At 39.2% G+C, this 22,607-nt stretch carries 19 protein-coding genes; 9 read left to right on the top strand and 10 right to left on the bottom strand.

The annotated features are described in order from the left end of the window. Positions 1 to 15 precede the first annotated feature (15 nt). From GGR22_RS15035 to GGR22_RS15020, 4 genes are all read left to right on the top strand, one after another. On the top strand, positions 16 to 1,095 hold the full coding sequence (locus GGR22_RS15035) for an efflux RND transporter periplasmic adaptor subunit (RefSeq protein ID WP_220477673.1): 1,080 nt from the start codon (positions 16 to 18) through the stop codon (positions 1,093 to 1,095). A gap of 24 nt (positions 1,096 to 1,119) precedes the next feature. Beyond that, the gene (locus tag GGR22_RS15030; RefSeq protein ID WP_182494333.1) at positions 1,120 to 4,209 is read left to right on the top strand and encodes an efflux RND transporter permease subunit; all 3,090 of its coding nucleotides are present in this window, start codon (positions 1,120 to 1,122) and stop codon (positions 4,207 to 4,209) included. Positions 4,210 to 4,373: 164 nt separating this feature from the next. Next, positions 4,374 to 5,624, top strand: a complete 1,251-nt coding sequence (locus GGR22_RS15025; RefSeq protein WP_182494332.1) for a DEAD/DEAH box helicase — start codon at positions 4,374 to 4,376, stop codon at positions 5,622 to 5,624. Between the two features lie 49 nt (positions 5,625 to 5,673). Beyond that, positions 5,674 to 6,504 (top strand): endonuclease/exonuclease/phosphatase family protein, encoded by an 831-nt coding sequence (locus tag GGR22_RS15020; RefSeq protein WP_182494331.1) that lies wholly within the window; start codon positions 5,674 to 5,676, stop codon positions 6,502 to 6,504. 1 nt (position 6,505) lies between these two features. Here the strand turns inward: GGR22_RS15020 and GGR22_RS15015 are convergent, their stop codons facing one another. Beyond that, the gene (locus GGR22_RS15015; RefSeq protein ID WP_182494330.1) at positions 6,506 to 8,713 is read right to left on the bottom strand and encodes an ATP-binding protein; all 2,208 of its coding nucleotides are present in this window, start codon (positions 8,711 to 8,713) and stop codon (positions 6,506 to 6,508) included. A 70-nt stretch (positions 8,714 to 8,783) separates the two neighbouring features. Then, a complete protein-coding gene (ettA, locus tag GGR22_RS15010) occupies positions 8,784 to 10,478 on the bottom strand; it encodes an energy-dependent translational throttle protein EttA (protein WP_121377178.1) in 1,695 nt (564 codons plus the stop codon). Positions 10,479 to 10,622: 144 nt separating this feature from the next. Here ettA and GGR22_RS15005 point away from each other — a divergent pair, with 144 nt between their 5' ends. Together GGR22_RS15005 and GGR22_RS15000 are read left to right on the top strand one after the other, a co-directional pair. Continuing rightward, positions 10,623 to 10,799, top strand: coding sequence for a hypothetical protein (locus GGR22_RS15005; RefSeq protein WP_182494329.1), 177 nt, complete (start codon positions 10,623 to 10,625; stop codon positions 10,797 to 10,799). A gap of 50 nt (positions 10,800 to 10,849) precedes the next feature. After that, positions 10,850 to 11,455: a DKNYY domain-containing protein gene (locus GGR22_RS15000; protein ID WP_182494328.1), complete on the top strand. Its 606-nt coding sequence runs from the start codon at positions 10,850 to 10,852 to the stop codon at positions 11,453 to 11,455. A gap of 794 nt (positions 11,456 to 12,249) precedes the next feature. Here the strand turns inward: GGR22_RS15000 and GGR22_RS14995 are convergent. Both GGR22_RS14995 and GGR22_RS14990 read right to left on the bottom strand, forming a co-directional pair. After that, the gene (locus tag GGR22_RS14995) at positions 12,250 to 15,069 is read right to left on the bottom strand and encodes a T9SS type A sorting domain-containing protein (protein ID WP_182494327.1); all 2,820 of its coding nucleotides are present in this window, start codon (positions 15,067 to 15,069) and stop codon (positions 12,250 to 12,252) included. Between the two features lie 175 nt (positions 15,070 to 15,244). Next, positions 15,245 to 15,970 carry a hypothetical protein gene (locus GGR22_RS14990; protein WP_182494326.1) on the bottom strand — a complete coding sequence of 242 codons (726 nt, stop codon included), beginning with the start codon at positions 15,968 to 15,970 and terminating at the stop codon, positions 15,245 to 15,247. A gap of 172 nt (positions 15,971 to 16,142) precedes the next feature. Here GGR22_RS14990 and GGR22_RS14985 point away from each other — a divergent pair, with 172 nt between their 5' ends. Next, complete coding sequence (locus GGR22_RS14985; RefSeq protein ID WP_182494514.1) at positions 16,143 to 16,706, top strand: Crp/Fnr family transcriptional regulator; 564 nt, start codon at positions 16,143 to 16,145, stop codon at positions 16,704 to 16,706. A 100-nt stretch (positions 16,707 to 16,806) separates the two neighbouring features. Further along, positions 16,807 to 17,133, top strand: coding sequence for a DMT family transporter (locus tag GGR22_RS14980; RefSeq protein ID WP_121377181.1), 327 nt, complete (start codon positions 16,807 to 16,809; stop codon positions 17,131 to 17,133). 16 nt (positions 17,134 to 17,149) lie between these two features. On the opposite strand, the gene GGR22_RS14975 is transcribed toward GGR22_RS14980, so the two are convergent. Beyond that, positions 17,150 to 17,878, bottom strand: a complete 729-nt coding sequence (locus tag GGR22_RS14975; RefSeq protein ID WP_182494325.1) for a siderophore-interacting protein — start codon at positions 17,876 to 17,878, stop codon at positions 17,150 to 17,152. A 118-nt stretch (positions 17,879 to 17,996) separates the two neighbouring features. On the opposite strand from GGR22_RS14975, the gene GGR22_RS14970 reads away from it, so the two are divergent. Further along, a complete protein-coding gene (locus tag GGR22_RS14970; RefSeq protein ID WP_182494324.1) occupies positions 17,997 to 18,992 on the top strand; it encodes an AraC family transcriptional regulator in 996 nt (331 codons plus the stop codon). A gap of 49 nt (positions 18,993 to 19,041) precedes the next feature. Here the strand turns inward: GGR22_RS14970 and GGR22_RS14965 are convergent, their stop codons facing one another. The 5 genes from GGR22_RS14965 to GGR22_RS14945 all read right to left on the bottom strand — a co-directional run bounded on the left by GGR22_RS14965 (position 19,042) and on the right by GGR22_RS14945 (position 22,161). Continuing rightward, the gene (locus tag GGR22_RS14965; RefSeq protein WP_182494323.1) at positions 19,042 to 19,224 is read right to left on the bottom strand and encodes a CAL67264 family membrane protein; all 183 of its coding nucleotides are present in this window, start codon (positions 19,222 to 19,224) and stop codon (positions 19,042 to 19,044) included. Between the two features lie 105 nt (positions 19,225 to 19,329). Beyond that, on the bottom strand, positions 19,330 to 20,448 hold the full coding sequence (locus GGR22_RS14960; RefSeq protein WP_182494322.1) for a GyrI-like domain-containing protein: 1,119 nt from the start codon (positions 20,446 to 20,448) through the stop codon (positions 19,330 to 19,332). A gap of 4 nt (positions 20,449 to 20,452) precedes the next feature. Then, positions 20,453 to 21,019, bottom strand: a complete 567-nt coding sequence (locus tag GGR22_RS14955; RefSeq protein ID WP_182494321.1) for a YdcF family protein — start codon at positions 21,017 to 21,019, stop codon at positions 20,453 to 20,455. A 72-nt stretch (positions 21,020 to 21,091) separates the two neighbouring features. Further along, positions 21,092 to 21,559 (bottom strand): hypothetical protein, encoded by a 468-nt coding sequence (locus GGR22_RS14950; protein WP_182494320.1) that lies wholly within the window; start codon positions 21,557 to 21,559, stop codon positions 21,092 to 21,094. A 14-nt stretch (positions 21,560 to 21,573) separates the two neighbouring features. After that, positions 21,574 to 22,161: a hypothetical protein gene (locus tag GGR22_RS14945; protein ID WP_182494319.1), complete on the bottom strand. Its 588-nt coding sequence runs from the start codon at positions 22,159 to 22,161 to the stop codon at positions 21,574 to 21,576. Positions 22,162 to 22,607 lie beyond the last annotated feature (446 nt).

The following is a 22,607-nucleotide window of genomic DNA, read 5'->3' as shown; positions in this document are numbered from 1 at the left end:
TAAGAAACACTTATTATGAAATATATCTATTTATCATTGCCATTGCTCCTGCTTTTCAGCTGTAAAGAAAAGGAAACCGTTCTAGAAAAAAGCGACAAATTCTGCCTGAACGAAGACTTAAAAAAGAAAGTTACGATTGAAGAAGTCAGAAAAGAACCTATTTCAGAAACCTTTTCATTGACTGGAAACGTAACCTACAATGCAGACAATGTAGTACAATTCACCAGCCTAATCAACGGCGTAGTAACCAGCACTTATTTTTCTTTAGGCGATTATGTCAAAAAAGGACAAGTCTTAGCCGAAATAAAAAGTACAGAGTTAAACGGATTACAGTCTGAAAACAAGTCCGTCGAATCGCAATTAGCCGTGGCGCAAAGACAGCTTTCTTCTGTAAAATCAATGTTTGAAGACGGAATCGCTTCACAGAAAGATTTAGTTCAGGCAGAAAGCGAAGTCAAGGTCTTAAAATCGTCGTTAGAAAACATCAAGAGCAACCTTGCCTTATACAGTGCCAGTTCTGAAAAATCTGTATTCCAAATCAAGGCTCCGTCCAATGGTTTTATAGTTGCCAAGAACATGAGCTCTGGAATGCAGATTTCCTCAGGAAGCGAGCCGCTTTTTACGATTTCTGACTTAAATGAAGTATGGGTCATGGTCAATATTTATGCGACCGATATGCAGAATATCAAAGAAAACATGGAAGTCAAGATCAAGACGTTGGCGTATCCTGACGCGATTTTCTCTGGAAAAATTACGGCATTATCGCAAGTATTCGATGCTGAAGAACGGGTGCTGAAAGCAAAAATCGTAATGAAAAATACCGACTTAAAGCTAAAACCGGGAATGTCGGCAGATATTATCCTGCAAAAACAAAATGTCTCCACAGAATCCATGATTGCCGTGCCGGTAAAAGCAGTAATTTTTGATGACAACCAAAATTTCATCATTGTCTATAAAGACGACTGCAATCTTGAAATCAGACAGGTCAATCCGGTAACCAAGAATAACGAGGTCGTTTATTTTGACAAGGGAATCCAAGAAAACGAAAAGATTATTTCTAAGAATCAGCTTCTGATTTATGAAAGCTTAAAATAACAGCAATCCATCCAAATACAATTTATGCAAAAGCTTGTACAAAATATAGTAGCCTTCTCGCTTAAAAATTCGCTCATTGTCTTCTTTGCCACCGCATTGCTGTTCGCGGGAGGAATCATAAGCTATATGCACACTCCTATCGAAGCGTTTCCTGACGTGACGAATACGAGAGCCCGAATTATTACGCAATGGCCGGGACGAAGCGCTGAAGAAGTAGAAAAATTCATCACGCTCCCGATTTCAAAACAGATGAACACGATTCCGAAAAAAGCAGAAGTGCGCTCGATTTCGCTCTTCGGTTTGTCTGTCGTAACCGTTCTTTTTGATGAAGATGTAGAAGATTTTTATGCCCAGCAATATGCTTCTAACCGAATGGCAAGCGTAAGTCTTCCCGAAGGCGCTGATGCCGAAATTGATCCGCCTTATGGAGCCACAGGCGAAATTTTCAGATACGTAGTAAAAGGCGATCTGCCGATAAAAGAACTGACAGCAATTCAAGACTGGGTTATCGAACGCGAGTTGGTTTCGGTTCCTGGTGTGGCAAACGTCGTAAGTTTTGGAGGCGAAGAAAAAATCTATGAGATAAAAATCAACCCGACAGAGTTGGTCAATTACAATCTGTCTCCTTTAGACGTGTATGAAGCCGTTTCAAAAAGCAATATTAATGTAGGAGGCGATGTCATCCAGCGTGGCGATCAAGCCTATGTCGTTCGAGGTGTCGGCCTGCTCGATAATATTGAAGATATCGGAAATATATTAATTGAAGTAAAAGGCTCCACGCCGGTTCTTGTCAAGCACGTTGCCGAAGTAAAAATTGGTGCCAAGCCGAGATTAGGGCAAGTTGGTTTAGATAACAATGATGATTTGGTAGAAGGAATCGTTGTCATGCTTCGTGGCGAAAACCCAAGTGAAGTTATTGAAAATCTGCGCACTAGAATCGATGAGCTAAACGAAAGGATTCTGCCAAAAGGCGTAACCATTGAACCTTTTATCGACCGCACCGAATTGGTCAACACCACCGTTCATACCGTTACCAAAAACCTGATTGAAGGCGTCTTATTGGTCTCGCTGATTGTTTTCATTTTCATGTACAATTGGCGTACAACGGTAATCGTTGCTTCTGTAATTCCGCTTTCGTTTTTGTTTGCGATTATCATGTTGCGCATCCAAGGACTTCCTGCCAACCTGATTTCGATGGGAGCGCTTGACTTTGGTTTGTTGCTCGAAGGAACACTCGTCATTGTCGAACAGGTCTTTGTCTCGCTCGAAAAGAAAGCGCATAAAGTCGGCATGAAGCGTTTCAACAGCATGTCAAAAATGGGACTTATCAAGAAAAGCGTAGGAAGCGTTGCTACTTATATTTTCTTTGCCTTGATTATCCTGATTGTCGCTCTTCTTCCTATTTTCTCTTTCCAAAAAGTAGAAGGAAAAATGTTCTCGCCATTAGCATTTACCTTAGGTTATGCTTTGGTCGGATCGCTGATCTTGAGCTTGACCTATGTTCCGGCCATGTGTAAAGTCTTACTGACAAAAAATATTGTTGAAAAAGAAAATAGGATCTCCAGATTCTTCCGAAACAATCTGTACAAAATGTTCTTATGGAGTGAAAGGCATCGAAAAGCTACCGTATATGGCTTTATCCTATTGCTTGCGGTCTGCTTTGGACGGTTTATGTTCTACGGATCAGAATTTATTCCAAAGCTGAATGAAGGCGCTATTTATATCCGAGCAACACTGCCGAATAGCATTAATCTGGACGAATCGGTCCGTCTTACGAAAGAAATGAAAACCAAGCTCCAAAAGTTTGACGAAGTAAAATTCATCCTTTCCCAAACCGGAAGGCCGAATGATGGAACCGACCCGACAGGCTTCTTCAATATCGAATTCCACATGGAATTGAAACATCAGGACGAATGGAAGCGGAAAATTTCAAAAGAACAGCTAATTTCAGAAATCAAAGAAAAGCTTGAGGAATATCCCGGAATCAACTTCGGCTTCAGCCAGCCGATTCAAGACAATGTTGAAGAATATGTGGCAGGCGTAAAAAGTCCGCTGGTCATCAAGATCTTTGGCGACGACCTGTTTAAACTCGAAGAATATGCCAACAAAGTCGCTAAATCGATCGCTCCTGTAAAAGGTATCGAAGACGTAAATGTGTACAAAAATATAGGACTTCCTGAACTTCGTATCCAATTACACGATTCAAAAATGGCACGCTATGCCGTAACCACAGCCGATGCCCAAGCTGTAATTGCCATGACTATTGGCGGACAAGCCGCAACGACTTTTTATGAAAACGAACGAATGTTTGATGTCCGAATTCGTTTTGAAAAAGAATACAGAGATTCTAAAGAGAAAATCGAAAACATTCTGATTCCGACGATGGACGGCAAAAAAGTACCGCTTCGAGAAATTGCGACGGTGAGTTACCAAACCGGTCCGACTTTTATCTATAGGGAAGGAAACAGCCGTTATATTGCCATCGGTTTCAGTATTGAAGGACGCGATTTGGGAAGCACGATTGCCGAAGCACAGAAAAAGGTAGCCGCAGAAGTCAAACTTCCGAAAGAAAACACAATGAAATGGGCGGGCGAATTCGAAAGCAAGGAACGTGCCTCTAAACAGCTGGCGATTATCGTTCCTGTTGTATTGCTGTTTATCTTGTTCTTATTGTATTTCAACTTCGGAAACATGAAAGACACGCTGATTGCGACAAGCACGATTCCGTATGCTTTTGCCGGAGGTTTCCTATCGCTTTGGATGACGGGAACCATCTTTGGCATCTCGGCAGGTATCGGTTTTATTATCCTTTTCGGAGTAAATACGATTAACGGAATTATATTGATTGCGGTGATGAAAGAAAACTTACGGGCAAAAATGCCGTTGCGAAAAGCCATTTCAGAAGGAGTTTACAGCAGAATTCGTCCCATTGTGATGATTGCGCTGATGGGTTCTATGGGTCTATTGCCTGCAGCGCTTTCATCTGGGATGGGTTCTGAAATACAGAAACCTTTGGCCATTATGATTGTCGGCGGATTGCTATTCTGCATGATTTTCTCCCTGACCGTCTTGCCGCAGGTATTTTATAGTACCTATAGAAAAAAACATGAGTAGTTGCATGTTGGTTTGTTTTATATTGGTTAATAGTGATCAAAGCTCCATAGATATGGGGCTTTTTTCTTTTAATTATTGCAAAAAAAGCAAACGAAATCTATTAAATAATAAAAACTATCTTTGCACCGTATTTGCAATTACTGCAAAGACTTAAATTACCTTTTATGTTATTTGAAGATTTATCACTTTCCAAAAGTATACAGAGAGCCGTTTTTGAAATCGGCTATTTGGAAGCAACACCAATACAAGAAAAATCAATTCCGATTATTTTAGCAGGAAACGATCTTGTAGGCTGTGCTCAGACTGGTACTGGAAAAACAGGCGCATTCGCAATTCCTATTATTCATCATATTCACCGCATTGTTGGCTCGTCAAAAAAAGCAAAACAAATCAGGACTTTGGTTGTCACTCCTACGCGCGAGCTTGCCGTACAAATCGGCCAAAGCTTTGAAGCGTATGCAAAATATACCAACCTCGTACAGCTGACCATCTTTGGAGGCGTTTCGCAAGTACCTCAAGTAGATATCTTGAAAAAAGGCGTCGATATTTTGATTGCCACGCCAGGACGATTATTGGACCTGCACAAGCAAGGCTTTATTGATCTTGACCATTTGCATACGCTAGTGTTAGACGAAGCCGACCAGATGCTAGACATGGGCTTTATCAATGATGTCAAAAAGATTGTAAAGCTTACGCCAAAAAACAGGCAGACGCTTCTGTTTTCTGCTACTATGCCTATGGCGATTAGAGAATTGGCGGAAACGTTCCTGAACAAGCCCGAATATGTTTCTGTCTCTCCTGTTTCATCAACTGCTGAAACGGTAGAACAGCGTGTTTATTTTGTCAACAAAGAAGACAAGAGACAGCTTTTATATCATCTGATCAAGAACGAAAATATTTCCGATGTCTTGGTTTTTTCAAGAACCAAACATGGAGCAGACAATGTTGTCAAGGCTTTAAGAAAGCAAGGGATCGCTGCTGAAGCCATCCACGGCGACAAATCACAGAATGCCAGACAGCGTGTATTGGACAGCTTTAAAAACAAAGAAGTTGGTGTTTTAGTAGCGACGGATATTGCCGCAAGGGGAATCGACATCGACAAACTGCCGTATATCATCAACTTTGACCTTCCTAATATTCCGGAAACTTACGTGCATCGAATTGGAAGAACAGGCCGTGCCGGAAATGGCGGTATTGCCATCTCTTTCTGCTCTAAAGATGAAGAAGGCTACTGGAAAGACATACAGCGCCTGATCAAAGTCAACGTAAAGACCATCAATGACCATCCTTACCCTTGGAAAGATATCGTTCCTGATCCAAATGCAAAACCGGACTTGAGAAATAAAAACAAGGCTAAAGAAAATAATTCGAGAAAATCGGATGCTTCAAAAAAGAATAAAAAACGCTGGTACTAACCAGCGTTTTTTGTTTTAAATTTGTATACCTAAAAATCCCCCCTGACGTATGAAATCTTTTTACTTCCTATTCTTACTGGCCGCACAGGCATTATTTTCACAAGATCTTAAAGTGATGAGCTATAATATTCGACTGGATACACAGAGCGATGGAGAGAATCAGTGGTCGAAGCGAAAAGAATTCATGACCGATCAGGTAAAATTCTACATGCCCGATTTTATGGGAGTACAGGAAGCATTACCTCAGCAGATGAGTTATATCGACAGTACGCTCACTGGATATGGCTTTATTGGAAAAGGGCGCGACGACGGAAAATCAAAAGGAGAACACAGCGCTATTTTTTATAATTCGGACAAGTTTAAGCTGTTGGAAGAAAATACATTTTGGCTGTCTGAAACTCCAGAAAAGCCGTCAAAAGGATGGGATGCCGCTTACAACAGGGTATGTACCTATGGCTTGTTCCAAAACAAAAAGACCAAAAAGAAACTTTGGGTTTTCAATACGCATTTTGACCATGTCGGGGATATTGCCAGAGCCGAAAGCTCAAAACTGATTTTAGAAAAAATCCGAAAAATAAACAGGGACAATCTTCCTGTGGTCTTGACAGGAGACTTTAATTTAGAAGCGGAAACGCTTCCGTTACAGCTTATCAAGAAAGAGCTGGATGATGCCCAAAAAGTATGTAGGGGAATTGTTTTTGGACCTGAAGGTACTTTTAATGCTTTTGAATTTAATAAGCCTGTAACGACACGAATCGATTATATTTTTATCAACAGAAATACGATGGAAGTTGTCAAATTCGCCACCTTAAGCGATTCTAAAGACTGCCGTTATCCATCGGACCACTTGCCTATTTATGCTGAGATAAATTTCAAATAAGCTAGTGCTGCGTTGAGTATTTTGCAATCTGGCTATTGATAATCTGGAATAAGCGCAAAGGCTCAAAAGGCTTGATTAAGATGTCGTTCATTCCTGACAGTTTTGCTTCGTCGGTAATTTCATCTTTATCAAAAGCCGTAAGGGCGATTATAGGTATGTCTATTCCTTTGTCGCGAATCATTCGGGTTGTTTCAAATCCGTTGATGACAGGCATGTTGATGTCCATCAAGATAACGTCAAATGTTTCTTTTTCGAGAATGTCCAGCGCAGCATAACCATCATCAACAACAAAGCATTTGTAGTTGTTCTTTTCGATGATTTTCTTGGTCACCATCTGGTTGATTTTGTTGTCTTCTACAACAAGAATCTTATACGAAGAAATATTTGTCGTATCGACATCAATGTTTTCAATATACATTTTTGTAGCGTTCGCATCATATTCGAAAGGAATCGTAAACGTGACGGTGGTTCCTTCGCCCTCCTTGCTCTCTAGACGAATACTGCTTCCAAGAAGCTCTAAAAGACGTTTTACGATAGAAAGCCCGAGGCCAGTCCCTTGATAATCTCCTTCTTTTCTGTCAATCTGTACAAATTTCTCAAAAATCTTGTTCTGATTTTCGACTGCTATACCGCATCCGTTGTCGACAATCTCAAATTTTATGTAATAGGTATTTCCTTCTTTTTTCTCCAACGCGGCGGCTAATTTTATGACTCCGTTTTGCGTAAATTTCAAGGCGTTGCTTGTAAGATTCACCAAAATCTGAGACAAACGCAGCTTATCGCCTATCAAATATTCGGGTATTTCGATATCTACGTCAATCATCACCTTGTTCCTGTTTTTGATGGCAATAAACTGAAGGGCTTCTTTCACTTTTTCGATCTCATCCAAGACATTCAGCGGAAGTTCTTCCAGCACTATTTTCTTATCTTCTATCTTATGGATTTGCAACAAATCGTTTACGAGCGATAAAAGGTAACGCGCCGAAAACTTTAAAGAGTTGATGTGCGGACTGTTTTCTAGTTCCTTATGTTCATCAAGAATTAAGTTGGTGATTCCGATAACGCCATATAAAGGCGTCCGTAGCTCGTGGGTTACGGTAGAAATAAACTGGCTTTTCAGTATAGACGATTCTTCGGCCTTGTCTTTTGCTATCTTTAGCTCTTCATTGCTTTCTAGCAGCTTCTGATTGACTTTTTTTCTGTAGATGCTGTTCTTGTAAAAAGTATACAGCAGCAAGAGCAGGATGATTAGTATGGCAAGAAATAAGATGACGATAATCTTTGAATTCCTTAGATTCTTTTGCTGGGCATATTTCTCAAGCTCAATCTTATCAATTTTTCTTCTGGACTCATCAAGCTCAATCTGGATTCCTGCTATCTGGGCGCTTTTTAATTTTTCGTGATTGTGAAGGTCGTCTTTCAGCTCTTCATAATGTACTTTATTGATATACGCATTTTTATAATCCTTGATTTGATAGAGATGCTTTGAATATTCGGCATAAGCGTCTGCCAAAGCATTTTGCTGCTTGTATCGAATTCCATAATCAATGGCAAGCTTAAAATACGAATCGGCCAGCCGAGCATTGCCGTTACTGCTGTAATACATCCCGAATAGGTTGTTTACGATTACTTTGGATTCGATATCGCCATACTTGTCAAGGTGTTTTTCGACATTCTTTAGATAAGGAAGGCCCTGCACGAAATCTTTCTTGTTGAAATACGCCCAAGCCAGGTTCATTTCTGTAAAGATTATTTCGGTAGTGTCTTTTACTTTTTGGGCATACTGGAGCGATTTTTTATAATGGTAAATTCCCTTGTCGTAGTCTTTTATCGCAAAATTGTAGAGATTGCCAATGTTGTTGTAAATCCAGTCCTTGATCGTATCATTTTGAGTCTTTTGAGAATAAATAAGGGCTTTATTATAATAGGCCAAAGCCATATTGGTATTCATGAGTTCTTCATGGCAGCCCGCAATAGTATTATAGGACATCGCAACATAATCGTATTGCTTGTTCTTATATGCCAAATTCAAAGCCTGTTTGGAAACCTGCAGCGATTCCATATATTTCAGGTCTGTCAGCAAGCCATCGGCTTTACAGATGAGATCATAAATTCGGGTTCTAGTATCTTTTATATTTTCTTGCGAAAAAGCCAGGCTGCAATAAAGTAGTAGGACCAGAACAAATGAAATTATTCTATTTCGGGGCATAGATAATTTTTACTCCAAATATACTATAAATAAAAAAAATCTCGGTCTATACCGAGATTTTGTTATTTTATTAATTCCTAATCAATTTTTTGTATTTTATTCGTTTCGGAGTCAGGTCGCCGCCTAATCGTTTCTTCTTGTTTTCTTCATACTCTGAGAAGCTGCCTTCAAAGAAATAGACTTCAGAATTTCCTTCAAAAGCCAAGATGTGCGTACAGATTCTGTCTAAGAACCAACGGTCGTGGGAAATAACTACCGCACAGCCCGCAAAATTCTCCAAACCTTCTTCTAAAGCACGAAGCGTGTTGATGTCCAAGTCGTTGGTTGGCTCATCCAGAAGCAGTACGTTTCCTTCTTCTTTTAAGGTCATCGCTAAGTGGAGACGGTTTCTTTCTCCTCCAGAAAGCGTATTTACCTTTTTGTTTTGGTCGCTTCCTCCAAAGTTGAAACGGCTCAAGTAGGCTCTTGAATTTACCTGCTTGCCGCCCATCATGATCAACTCTTGTCCGTCGCAGAAATTCTCCCAGATGGATTTGTTAGGATCTATGTTTGAGTGCGCCTGATCTACATACGCAATCTTCACCGTTTCACCGATAGAAAATTCTCCTTTGTCTGGCGTTTCTTCGCCCATGATCATTCTAAAGATGGTCGTCTTACCCGCACCGTTAGGCCCGATGATTCCAACGATTCCAGCTTGAGGCAATGTAAAGTTCAAGTCTTCATACAACAATTTGTCGCCATAGCCTTTCGCAACGCCTTTTGCTTCGATCACATTGGTTCCCAAACGAGGTCCGTTCGGGATATAGATTTCCAGATTTTCATCCAGTTGTTTTTGGTCTTCGTTTAAAAGCTTGTCATAGTTCTGAAGACGCGCTTTTTGTTTTGTCTGGCGGCCTTTTGCTCCTTGGCGTACCCAGTCTAACTCACGTTCCAAAGTCTTTCTTCTCTTTGAAGCTACTTTTTCTTCAAGAGCCATTCTGCTTGATTTTTGGTCAAGCCAAGAAGAATAGTTTCCTTTCCACGGAATACCTTCTCCCCTATCCAGTTCCAAAATCCAGCCTGCTACGTTATCCAAGAAATAACGGTCGTGGGTTACGGCAATTACGGTTCCTGAATATTGTGCCAAATGTTGCTCTAACCACAAAACCGATTCAGCATCTAAATGGTTGGTAGGCTCATCCAGCAATAATACGTCTGGTTGTTGTAACAACAGTCTGCATAATGCCACACGTCTTTTCTCTCCACCAGAAAGTACCTTGATTGGGGTATCTGGTTCTGGAGTACGCAAGGCATCCATGGCAATTTCTAATTTGGTATCAATTTCCCAAGCGCCTAAAGAATCAATCTTGTCTTGAAGCTCGGCTTGACGGTCCATCAGTTTCTGCATCTTATCGGCATCTTCGTACACCTCTGGCAATCCGAATTGGTCGTTGATTTTGTTGAACTCGTCTAAAACCGCCATGGTTTCTGCCACGCCTTCTCTTACGATTTCAATCACAGTTTTGTTTTCGTCCAATTGAGGCTCTTGCTCCAGGTAGCCAACTGTATAGCCTGGTGCAAAAACCACATCGCCTTGGTAGTTTTTATCAACACCTGCAATAATTTTTAATAGGGATGATTTTCCCGAACCGTTAAGCCCAAGAATACCGATCTTCGCTCCATAAAAGAAACTAAGATAGATGTTTTTTAATACCTGCTTGTCGCTGCTTTGGTAAGTCTTGCTTACTTTCTGCATCGAAAAAATTACCTTCTTATCGTCTGACATATAGAAATTTAAATTATATTAAACATTTTTATTAAAACTTTAATCTTGACTCGTTTTTGCTTATTCCTATGAAAATCACTCAAATGTTTCCATTTTATGTTGCCACTTGGAAACTAAACTTATAGTTAGCCAAAACTTAAAACTATGGCAACAAAGATAGTCTTAAATAAAAAAAAAGCAAGCGATGAGTTCGGTATAATTGGCATTCAATCCTTTAATAATGAAAAAAAGACTGCGGAGATTTCGGTAACCGGAAGTTGTGTTTCACGAAGAAATTCTATCTTAGCAGAGAGTACTCAGTTCGCTTTGATCCGCAACTGACGGTTACGGGCAAAACGTTAGCAGTAATTATCAGAACATTAATCTTAAAGATGAAAATACAACTATTATTTCTAATTATTTTTTCCTTGTGTTTATCTAATTGTAAAAATTCTAGCAATGAGAGCATAGATAGAATCAACGATGATTTAAATTGGACTAAAACTAATTATGCTTTATGGAAATCTAAAAATGGTGATTTAGGAATAAAAACAGTAGAAGTAAACGATGATGGAAGCAGAACCAACATATATATCACAAAACTTTCTTATAATAATTCTATTAAAGAAAAAAGCATAAATTCCGTAATTGATACTTTAACTTTTGAATATCTAGGAAGTTCTTTTTACAAGGATAAAAAAAATGTTTATAGACATTATTTAATGTCTGATGGTGGTAATTTCGCAATAGTTGAAAACTCTGACGTAAAAACATTTAAAGTAATTGGGGATTGTTATGCAAAAGACAAAAACTATATTTACGGGGAAAGAGCCATGAGAATGGATTCGGTCGACTATGAGACTTTTAAAACTGAAAAAGGTTTCGGTCCATATGCAAAAGACAAAAACGGATTTTACTTTTGGGACACTAAAATTGATTTGAAAGAGATTGAAAACACTGAAACTGAAAAAATCATTGAAGAATTAAAAAAGTTATAACTAACTGCTTTGAGCTGACTTAAAACGCGTCCGGAAATTAGAACGTAATCATTGAAACATGTTAAAAAAACTCCTTAGTATAAGTTTATTAGAAAGCAAAATTTCAATAATTCTTAGATTTTTAAATTTTATATTTTGGTTATCAGTTATAATGAGTTTCGCGTCATTGTTATTTGTTATTTTTTCAACAACAAAGTATTATTATCATTTTAGCAATCCTTCATTTTTAGATGTATTACAAGCATTAACTGTTTATACAGCTTTTTATATAATTATTTTTGTTGCTTTCCCTGCAGTGTTAATTCTGATTTTAACTTATTTTCTATTTAAAGTTAAATTCAAAAAGAGCTTACAAATCAAAAAACACATTTGGCTAATAATTTTAAATATTTTAATTTTGATCGCTATTTTCTTGATTGTTGCTATCAATAAGCCATAATTGTTACAGCATATAACCGCTGTAAAATTGATTATATAAATATCAAAGCTTTAATGTAACTTTTATCAGGTATTGGATTTCAAAGCTTAAATCCTCAAGCAATAAAAATCCTGACAAACATCTTATAAATATTGAAAACAAACACATTAAAATAATTCAATTACCTTCTTATCGTCTGACATTTTTATTTATTAAACACTGTACATAATTTGCTTAAAAGCCGACTATCAAGATCGCTTTTAAATGCAAATCTAGAAATGTTTATTCATCAATAGCGCTACTGTTTTCTTTGGAAATGTATCTAGCCTAAAACTAAAAAAGACGCTCTAGGCGTCTTTTTCTTTTTATAGAATTGCTATTGTTTTATAAACTTAGTAGTAGCGCTTCCTTTTTCAGTATGTACTTTTATAAAATAGGCTCCAGCTGCTAGAGAAGACACATCAAGTGTAGTCGTCGGCTGCGGAACTGCCATGATGACTTTACCGTCAAAAGAATATATTTCGAGAGAGCTTAGTCCTAGTCCGTCTTTGATTTCAATATTTATAAGATGTTTTGTCGGATTTGGATACAATTTGAAATAATCCCCAAAATTAAAATCAGGTCGACCTAATACTGCTATAGAAGTAGAAGCCAGATTCGTCACGATTGGCAAATTATAGTCAAAATAGATTTTTGCTTCATTAGTAAAGGTACTTCCTACTCCTAAGTTCGTTTTGGTTTTGATCTTGAACATGATATATCCATCGTTAGTAGCATCACTAAATGGCAGGTTAATATTTTCAAAAATAAACTCTACTTTTTGGCCTTTTATGCGGGTTATATAAGGATGGCTTCCTGAAATTGGCTCTAAGGTATTTATTTCAAACTTAGTGGCATCAATCATATCTGTCACGACAACGTTTTCTGCAGGATACGTTCCCGTATTCTCAAAACGTATCAAATAATGTACATACTTGCCTACTGCCGTTACAGGCACGGCTGTTCCTTCCAAGCAAGTTTTGTCGTTTGGATCATAAGATCCTACAACCGTTTGATTGAGCGTAAACGTATTGTTATACATGTCAATATCTGTATTGGCAGTAGCAATACTTGCAGTATAATATAAAATATCGCCATTAATCACAGCAGGTATTTCCATAGGAGAGTTAACATTAAATACTAAAGTTATCTCTCGGGTTTCCATTGGGTTTAAATTAGTAAAATTCCATGCCAGCATTCCATTGCTAGATATTGCAGCGGGTGCAGCAGATACTAAATCAATACTATTGTCTGGAAATGCTAAGTTTATCGTACCATTTTCAACTTGATTGCCTTTGTTCTTATAAATCAGCTTATAGGTTGCATCGAAACCTGGACGTGCCGCTGTAATTGGCATCATCATGATTTGGACATCAGTTTTATTTCCTGCAGGAGCAAGGCAAAAAGACAGATTATACGGACTAGTAGCGGTATTGAAGTTTACAGTAGCACTGGCTGGAGAAGCCGTAAAGTAATTTGTGTTCTCAAGCACTGGCGTGATTACATTGTTTCCAGTTTGTACAGGAATGCTAAAACTGCCGTCAGCTCTTGTCACTAAAAAACCGATGTTAGAGCCATTAGCAATTCTCAGCTTCAAATTTGGATATACTGGGTCAGCAGTACTACAGCCATTGGCTCCGGTATCTATTCTATTGGTTCCTGTAATCTCATAATAAGTTCCTCCAGGATGGAAACTGCAGTACGAATTGATCTGGCATTGGGTTATACCAAAGCTTGTCAATAGTTGTTGGTAATAGGTGAACTTATCTTCATCTACGCACAAATATTCTAAAGAAGGGCTGCTAAAATAATAATTAGCTCCATCACCACTAGAACGTCCATTTTTTAACAACAAAGTTTTTAAATTTGGACACGAATTCAAATTAAGGGAATAAAGGCTCGTAGAATTGGATACGTTGACAAAAGTTACAGCACTGTTATCGCCATAAATGCCTCCTAACAGCGGACTATGCTCTAAATCTAAGCGAGAAATTGCTGAATTTTCAAAATTGATAGTTTCTAATGCAGGCAATTCCGTAAAAGTAAAATTGGTCAAGGCCGTGGTTCGCTTCATTAAAATGTCTTTTAATCGTGATAATCCTGAAATATTTAATGTCGTAATGAAAATATTGCTGTCGATATTAAGATATTCTAAATTAGGCATTGCGGTTAGGTTCAAAGAAGTGATCTTGGTTCCCCCTACTGTCAATTTCCTCAGACTAACACATCCTGTCAAATTCAAGCTTGTAAAAAGTTCTGAATATTGGGGCTGTGTACAATCTAATTCTAACAAATTTTGAAAACCTGAAAGGTTTAAAGAAGTATAGTCATTGCTTTGTGCATAGAGATATTGCAGTCCAGGGCTGGTAGCTACATTTAATGTTCCAATCTTGTTGTAGCTGCAATTCAAATACGTTAATTGTGTTAGTCCTGTGATATTCAAACTCGTTAGAGCAGTGTAGTTCTTACTGCAATCAACATACTGCAGCAACGGATTCCCCGACAAGTTCAAGGAAACTAATCTATTTTCATTACAGTCTAATTTGGTCAACTGGGTTAATCCTGTCAGATTAAGTGTCGTTAGCCTATTATTGGGACATACCAATTCTTTTAATTGTGTCAACATGGAAACATTCAGACTTGTAAGTCCCAAAAAATTACATTTCAGATATTCTAGCTGTGGAACGGTAGAAAAATCCAAGTTGTTGATATACGCATTGTCTGATATGTTTAACCGTTTTAAGTTAGGTATACCCACTAAGCTGAGTGAATTTGTTTGCGAGCTACCTGTAAAACTCAAATCTTCCAAGAATGGGAAAGCTGCAAAAGAAATCGATGGATTGTAATAAAAATGCATGACCAGCTTGCGCAGATTTACAAAATTTTCCAATCCTGCAACTGAGTTATAGGTATTTGCCAAAACAGTCTGCACTACATTTAAATCAAGCTGGTATACCGCTTGGGCTTCCGAAACTTCGATTTCATTATTGCCGTTGGCATCGATTTTTATCTGATTACCGTTGACGTCTTTAGCCGTAGCATTCGTCACATCAGAATAAAGTAGTTTGTTTTTTAACCTGACATCACCAAAAGCAATGGTTTGAGCTTGGGATACTGTTGCAAAGGTTAAGACCAACAGGAGGAGGAGGTTTTTCATTCTTAAGTTTAGTTTGAAAAACAAATATATAGAATTGTAAGTGAATTCTGCTCAAAGCTTTGTAACATTATTCAGTCTAAAAATTACCTTTTATCGGCTCTTGCGATACTTTTTGCATTATCGCTCAACTCAACTGCATTATTTATGCCTTACGAATTCCCAACACCATAAAATTTTAATTTTTCAACTTTCTGAAATCCTCTTTTTTTGAAATTAGAAAATCGGTTACTTCTAGTACATTGTTAGTATTAGCAATAGTTGTCGCCTTGGGATCGGCATAACAGAATTCAAGAAAAATACCAATCTCTTCTTCCTTTAATTTTAAAGTCTTGAGGAAAAAGTCTTTGTTGAAATTATCAGAAACATACTCCTTAATGTCTACGCTAGCTACAGCCTTGTCATCTTTATTTCCTTTAAAAAGCTTTCCAATCATTTTGCCTATGGCAACAAAATTAAGTCCGTGGTTTATGGCACCGTTATAGACCATTGTGTTGGTAGGAGAATTCAGTATATTGTCCACAGACCGCAATGGCACAGCAGTAGGAGCATCAAGTTTTACATCATCTGTCTCTTTGGTAATTTCTACTTCTACCAGCTGTATTGCTTCTTGATTTAAAGCGGCCTCCATGCCGGCCTTTTCAAAATCTTTCTGTTTGAGGAAAATCCTCCTGGTCGTATAATTCTTTCCTGCAAAAATGAGAACATCGCCGACTTTTGCCGAGATAGAAAATTTTCCCGAAGCATCCGTCACAGTCAGGGTGCTGTTGGTTTGATTGATAACATCAATACCTGCAATCGGAAAACCATCAGTACTAACCTTTCCATGAAGTAGCTTTTCTGACTGGCACAAGCCAAGCTGGAATACAAATAAAAATACAGCAATAAAAGAAGTAGTTTTCATCAATACGAAAGATTAAATAGTTATGCAAGCCTTTCAAAAATAGACTTTTTCTTTCATCCATAGATTTAGGCACTTACTTTTACAATAAAATTAACGTCTGCTTTGCCTGCTTAAGTATTCCATCTTCTGGCTTTGCAGAAAAATAAGTACCTTGCAGAAACATTTATCCGGAATGGACATTCTCGAAATACTGAATCACATACATCCGCTTTCTAAAGAAGCGGGCCAAAAAATAGTGCAATATAGCACCGAAATAAAATTACCGAAAGGACATATCATCTTAGAAGCTGATAAGACGGAAACTTCCGTCTATTTTATCAAGAAAGGTATCGTTAGGGCTTTTGCCCCTAAAGAAGAAAAAGACATTACTTTTTGGTTTGGCCGAGAAGGCGACCCTATTGTTTCCATGAAAAGCTATGTAGACAACAAGCCTGGCTATGAATGCGTAGAACTATTAGAAGACTGCGAACTGTATGAAATTAAGAACCAGGACCTGCAGCAGCTTTTTTTAGAAGATATCAGCATAGCCAATTGGGGACGAAAATTTGCAGAAACTCTGCTTCTCCATACCGAAGAACGGCTTATCTCCAAACTGTTCAAATCGGCTAAAGAGCGCTATCTGGAACTGCTCCAAGACAATCCCGATTTTGTACAGAGAATACAGCTTGGCTATATCGCATCTTATTTGGGCATTACGCAGGTCAGCTTGAGCAGGATCAGGGCCGAGATCAAATAAAACCCTCCTAGCTTTTACTACCGTTTATTTTTTATCATTTGTAAAAAAAGATCTCGCGACAAGAAACGACCTTTGCCTAAATCTTAAAAGAATAGCATTTATGAATTGGATCATACTTATTATAGCTGGATTATTTGAAGTCGCATTTACCTTTTGCTTGGGCAAAGCTAAAGAAGCTACAGGAACCGAATCGTATGCATGGTACGGCGGCTTTTTGGTTGCCTGTATTATCAGCATGTCGTTGTTGATCAAGGCCACGCAAAACCTGCCACTCGGAACGGCTTATGCGGTGTGGACAGGAATCGGCGCGGTAGGAACCGTATTGCTAGGCATCTTCGTATTTAAAGACCCTGCTAACTTCTGGAGAATCTTTTTTATAGCGACATTGATCGCTTCGATTATCGGCCTGAAAACCGTTTCGCATTAATAACTACAGCGGGCTCTTACAGCCCGCTTTTTCCTTCTGCCCAATAGGGTTCTGATTTTATCCGACTGCTGATGATGCCTTTCGACAAGAGAAACTTTCGGAAGGCTTGTATCGACTTTGTGCGTCCAGTGAGATAAAAGACAGTATTTCCTGCGGTTTCCCAAAAATCTTCTTCCCATTCTTTTAGGATATCGATCACGGGCTGTGCCGGATTGTCTGATGACTTCTCTACTATTTTCACAGAGCTCCCGAGTCGGCTCGCCCAATCTTGGTGCGGTTCGTCCAGTTCTGCAAAACCGAAGAAAAATTCCTCCCGACGTTCGGCTTCTTCTTCCATACATTTCATCCAGCCCAACGAGGTTTCGTCGCCAAATAAAAAGTGATTTTCTTTGTTTTCAGAATAATGCAGCTTTCCGCCGGGCCCTAACAACTTGGCCTTGTCTCCCATCCGCAAGGCTTCTGCCCAGCTGCTTCCCGGTCCCATGCCGTGCAGATAGAAGACTATTTCGCAGTATCCGACTGTCGTATCAAACGCCGATAATGTATAATGGCGGTACTCGGTATCGTTCACGCGTACTTTGACGACATAGCCGGGTATAAATTTTACTTTTCTGAGGTCGCCTTCAAAGCGTACTCGTTTTAATTTTTCATCTAGGTATTCTACATCGGTTACGACCATTTCGTGCATAAACCGCTGATAAACCACTTCCATCGTATCTCCCAACCATTTTGGTACTGTTGCCATTCGTAAAAATTATTTTGTTTAGATTGATTCTAAATAACTATCTTTGTACAAATGTCCGAAATGCCTAGCTATCTTAGCTTACGCAAAGCGGATGTTGTTTTACGCTAAACGGATTACGATGAAAATAACCATAAATGACAGCGACCTCGACGAAATTCTTTTCGAAAAAGATTTCCATGCGGCTTATGATGGCATTACTGATGTCATCGAACAAGAAACACATTTGTTTGACAACAAAATCGGACATGCCGCCATTTCAGAAATCTGGTTCGATGGCGTGCATGCCTTAAAACGCCGCAGCATGTTGCACCAAGAAGTCTGCATGAATTTCAAGAGCGATTATTCTGTTTTTGAAATGCACTTTTCGCTTGCAGGACATGCGGAAGTAGAATCGCTTAACTCTAAATATGATTATTCTTTCGGACCTCAGCAGCATAATTTCTTCTATTCTAGCAATTTTGAAGGGAAGTTCAGAGGCGGCAAGCAGGAAGTGCCGAACGATGTTTTCGAGATTCATTTTACAGAAAATTATTTCAACCGTTTTGCCGATTCCGAAAGCAAGACCATCGACAAGTTCCTGAAGGGCATCGACAAGCAGGAAATCAGCAATTCCTTGAGTCCGCAGAACATGCCTATCACGGTGCAGATGAATCTTCTTTTGGCCGACATCAGCCAATGCCAGCGAAAGGGAGTATTAAAACGCTTGTTTTTAGAATCTAAGATATTAGAGCTTTTCTTGCTGCAAATCGAGCAGTATGAAAGCACGCATTCTGTAGTGCCTTCGGAAAAGATACGAAAGGAAGATGTAGAAAAAATTCACCATGCCAAGATGCTGCTGGAACAGAACATCACCAGCCCCTACTCGCTGTTAGAGCTGTCGCGCAAGGTGGGCCTTAACGACTTCAAGCTCAAGAAAGGCTTTAAGATCCTTTTCGGCACTACGGTATTCGGCTATTTGCATGAAATCAGGATGCAGCAGTCAAAGCGCATGCTGCTGGAGGAGAACAAGCCGGTCAAGGAAGTGGCGGCGTATTGCGGCTACCAGTATGTACAGCATTTTACGACTGCTTTTAAGAACAAGTTCGGCATCACGCCAGGCAAGCTGGCCCATTAGCATAAAAAAATCCGCCTTTTAGGCGGATTCGTTTTTTATACCAGTATTATCATACGCGGCCTTTCAGCGAGCTGAAAACCCAAGCGATTGCGAAAAAGCCGATTCCTACGGCTGCGAAACCCCAGCCAGCTACATCGTCATAGCGAAATAGGCCCAGACCGATTAGCAGCAGTCCCATCAGAACCATAACAAAAGTTGCCCAGCCCAGAATGGTGTTCTTGTTCATTCCCATAAATATTTTTGTTTATTTATTTTAAATTGCAGAGTGCAAATATCTGTAAAATTATTGTCATTGCCCAGAAGAATCTAAATTTTAAGAATTTAGGTTGCTAAACGGTTATGCCTTTCGGGCAATCAGCAGCAGGTCGGTTACGGGCGCGCCATCCCTTCCTTCAGTAATCTTGCGTTGCTGGTCAATAACTATAAAGCCGTTGTACTTCAATTCGGCAACCAGAAATTCGGCTTTATGGTAATGCATAAAAACCTCTTCGCCGTTGCTTGCCTTTTCCCATCCCGATTTTTCATAATCGTCTTCCATCGTGCTCAGGAACAGTACGCCATCGGATGCCAGTACTTTAGAGGCATCTTGCAGCAGCTTGGCTGTTTCTTCTTTTGAGAGATACGGCAGGCAGAAAGCGCAGACGATACCGTCATAGATTTCAGAAACCTTTCCTAAGTCCTTGCAATCCATCAATTCAAAGACGGCGTTCGGATTGTTTGCTTTGGCCAGTTCCAGCATCCTGGGAGCCAGATCAGTTCCTAGTATCTTAAAATCAGGACGTTTATCGAGCAGGTATTTTGTTACGTTGCCCGGCCCGCAGGCTAGCTCCAATACGGCAGCATCTTGCTTGGCAATGCTGTCGCAGAATCGGTTGAATGAATCGCTATACAAGCTCACATCCATACATCTAGTCTGGTACGATTCGGCAAGCTTGTCGAATAGGCCTACCGCAATTTTTGTCTTGTCCATCAGTTCTTTTTTTAGCTTGACCGGAACCCAGATTTCTTCTTCCGACTCTGGATCGTCGTTTTTGTATTTAGATCCCAACAGCTCAAAATGCTCCCGCTGGTCTAACAGATAGTCTGAGGCAGGAAGCCATGTCTGAAAAATATAGTCAAATACTTTTGCTCCTTCTGCTGGTCCGCCTTTGTGCGTAAAAACGGCATAGTCGCCGCCTTTGAGCCAATAGGCTTCCATTCCTTCAGGAATGTTTGCTGTATCGTCTACCGCTACGGCAGCCCATTTGATGAATTCGGCATCGAGGCTAAAGTTGTCAAAATATGAAGCGTCATAGACTTGCATCGAATACAAGTCCGTGCCTATACTGTTCTTGATTTCCTTACGTCTTTGCATAAAAGAATTCCATAACTGAAATGTCTTGTTATCAGACAAAGACATCTTTAGGTGCATGCCGACCAGTTGGGTTGGCGGAAGGTTTTTTATAATAGGTTCCATAGTACTAAAATAATCGATCGTAATAATACGCAAAAAACTCCCTGAACAGGGAATAAAAATCTCGGTATTCAAAATACCTCGGGCTTGCGCTGCTCACATTTTCTAATCCTTCTTTCTTAAAAAGCATCTTGGTCCGCGTGAGGTGGAAATATTGCGACACCACAATCAGGCTATCATAGTGCAGGCTGTCTTTCATGCGGATAACATTTGCTACGGTAGCTGTCGTGTTATTCCCTTTATTATCTACGATAACCAAAGAATCCGGCACTCCTTTTCCCACTAGATATCCCTTCATCTTATCTCCTTCAAAAAAACCTTCTTTTCCGAAACCGCCGCTGACGATAATCTTTTTTACGCGTTTGTCTTGATAGAGTTTCAGTCCGCATTCCAATCGCTTTTCTAGACGCTCTGACAAGGAACCATCTGTGTTTACAGTTGTTCCTAACACTACCGCTATATCAGCTGATTTCTCTTCGTCTTTCCTCCCATCAATTATGGTATAGACGATATGGATGCAGAACCCTATAAAAAGAAGGGGGATTGTTATTTTAAGTAGTTTTTTAAGCTTCATTGAAATAGTTTTGCGATTTAAATATAAATAAAAAACTGCAAGGTTGGCTTGCAGTTTTTTATTTGAGGAGGGTCAAGATTGTTTTTTATTTTTTACCAATCGTCTTATTTCTGCAACAAACCTCTTTTCGAATTTCTCTTTTTCTTCTCTATTCTCTACACGACTGTAATCTTTATTTATAAATTTCATGCCCTTACTGAAGGAGGCATGACTGATACCCACAAAGGCAAAAGTCGTCTCCTCTTTTTCAGATTGTCGCAACCAAGCATGTACTATCTGCTTATTCTCTGGATAATAAAAATACACATGATACCAATGCCCCTCTCGTCCATCCGTTGCTTCCAAATACTCAGGAACATTATAATGAGGGTTTTTGATTTTAAAACGACGCAACGCATCAATTGCATCCGATTCTGATGCATCTATAGCATACTCTTCTGCATAAGGGTAGCTTCCTGGACGAAAATTTATTCCGAACCAAATAACTGTTCCTACACCTATTATTGCTATAAAGAGCAATACCACTTTACTTATTTTCATGCTTTGTCTGTATCCTATGGCCTGTACATCTCCGATGAAATATACCTCAGCTGTGTATTGGCAAAAGTACCTTTTACGGTAATACTTTCCTCATTAATATCATTCTTTCCTTTGAACTCGAATTTTCCAGATACCGTCACCTGCTGTCCAGAAACTTTCATCGCGGTTAGCGTAAAAGTACCTGTCTCCGAACTCGCCGCAATCTGTACTTCTTCGTCGCCTTCGCTACCGCTCGGAACACTTTCCGAATACAGCATCGTTCTTGGGTGTTCATCATCTCCTTCTATCTTGCCCAAGGTATAGGTCTTTCCAGCCGTAAAGTCATCTTGGTTTCGGAAGTGGATGTCCAGTCGCACGATTTTTCCTCCTGTCCTGATTTCTGTGCTCATCAAAAAATAGATGTTCTTTTTTTTCGGCGGCATGATCACATTGCCTTCTACAACAGTAGCCTTATAGGTTTTTCCTTTACACTCGATAGTATAGATACCTGCTGACTGAACGATACTTGAAGTTTTTTTTGTTTTTGGAGTTCCTTCTGGAAGGAGGATGAAGCTCAAGGATATCAAGCCTAAGAGCGCCAGAAAATACGATTTGTTTTTCATGATATTATAGTATTGATTGACACTACCAAATATAAATCATGCTGCACAAACTATCTTCTTTTTTAGGCAAAAAAGCAGGCCGAAAACTTGATTAAGCAATTCCTAGGTCATAATTCAGGTTTTTAGTACCTCTATTGAAAATGCAATTATCGGTCAATCCTATCAAATTCTCATTCATAGGCGCCGTTTACTATTTTCATATTGTAGCATTAGCAGCAAAAAACAATCTTTGGGTTGTTAAATTGTTGGTGCAATTGATTTACGGAATTAATTAAATTCTAAATACTTTTTTACAACAAGGTGCCTCGCGTTATTTTCTTCATGATATGACACGGTTTAGTTAATACAAAATAAGCCAAAAGAGGCACTTTAAAAAAGTAAGCACAACGTTCTTAAGATTTCATTATAAGTAAAGGATCCTAACTCAAAATCAAGAAGGCTGGCTC

The sequence above is a fragment of the Flavobacterium gossypii genome (assembly GCF_014138495.1).
In the GTDB taxonomy this organism is placed as follows: Bacteria; Bacteroidota; Bacteroidia; order Flavobacteriales; family Flavobacteriaceae; genus Flavobacterium; species Flavobacterium endophyticum.
Note: the sequence above shows the minus strand (reverse complement) of the source record. Positions and strands in the feature narration are given on the sequence as shown.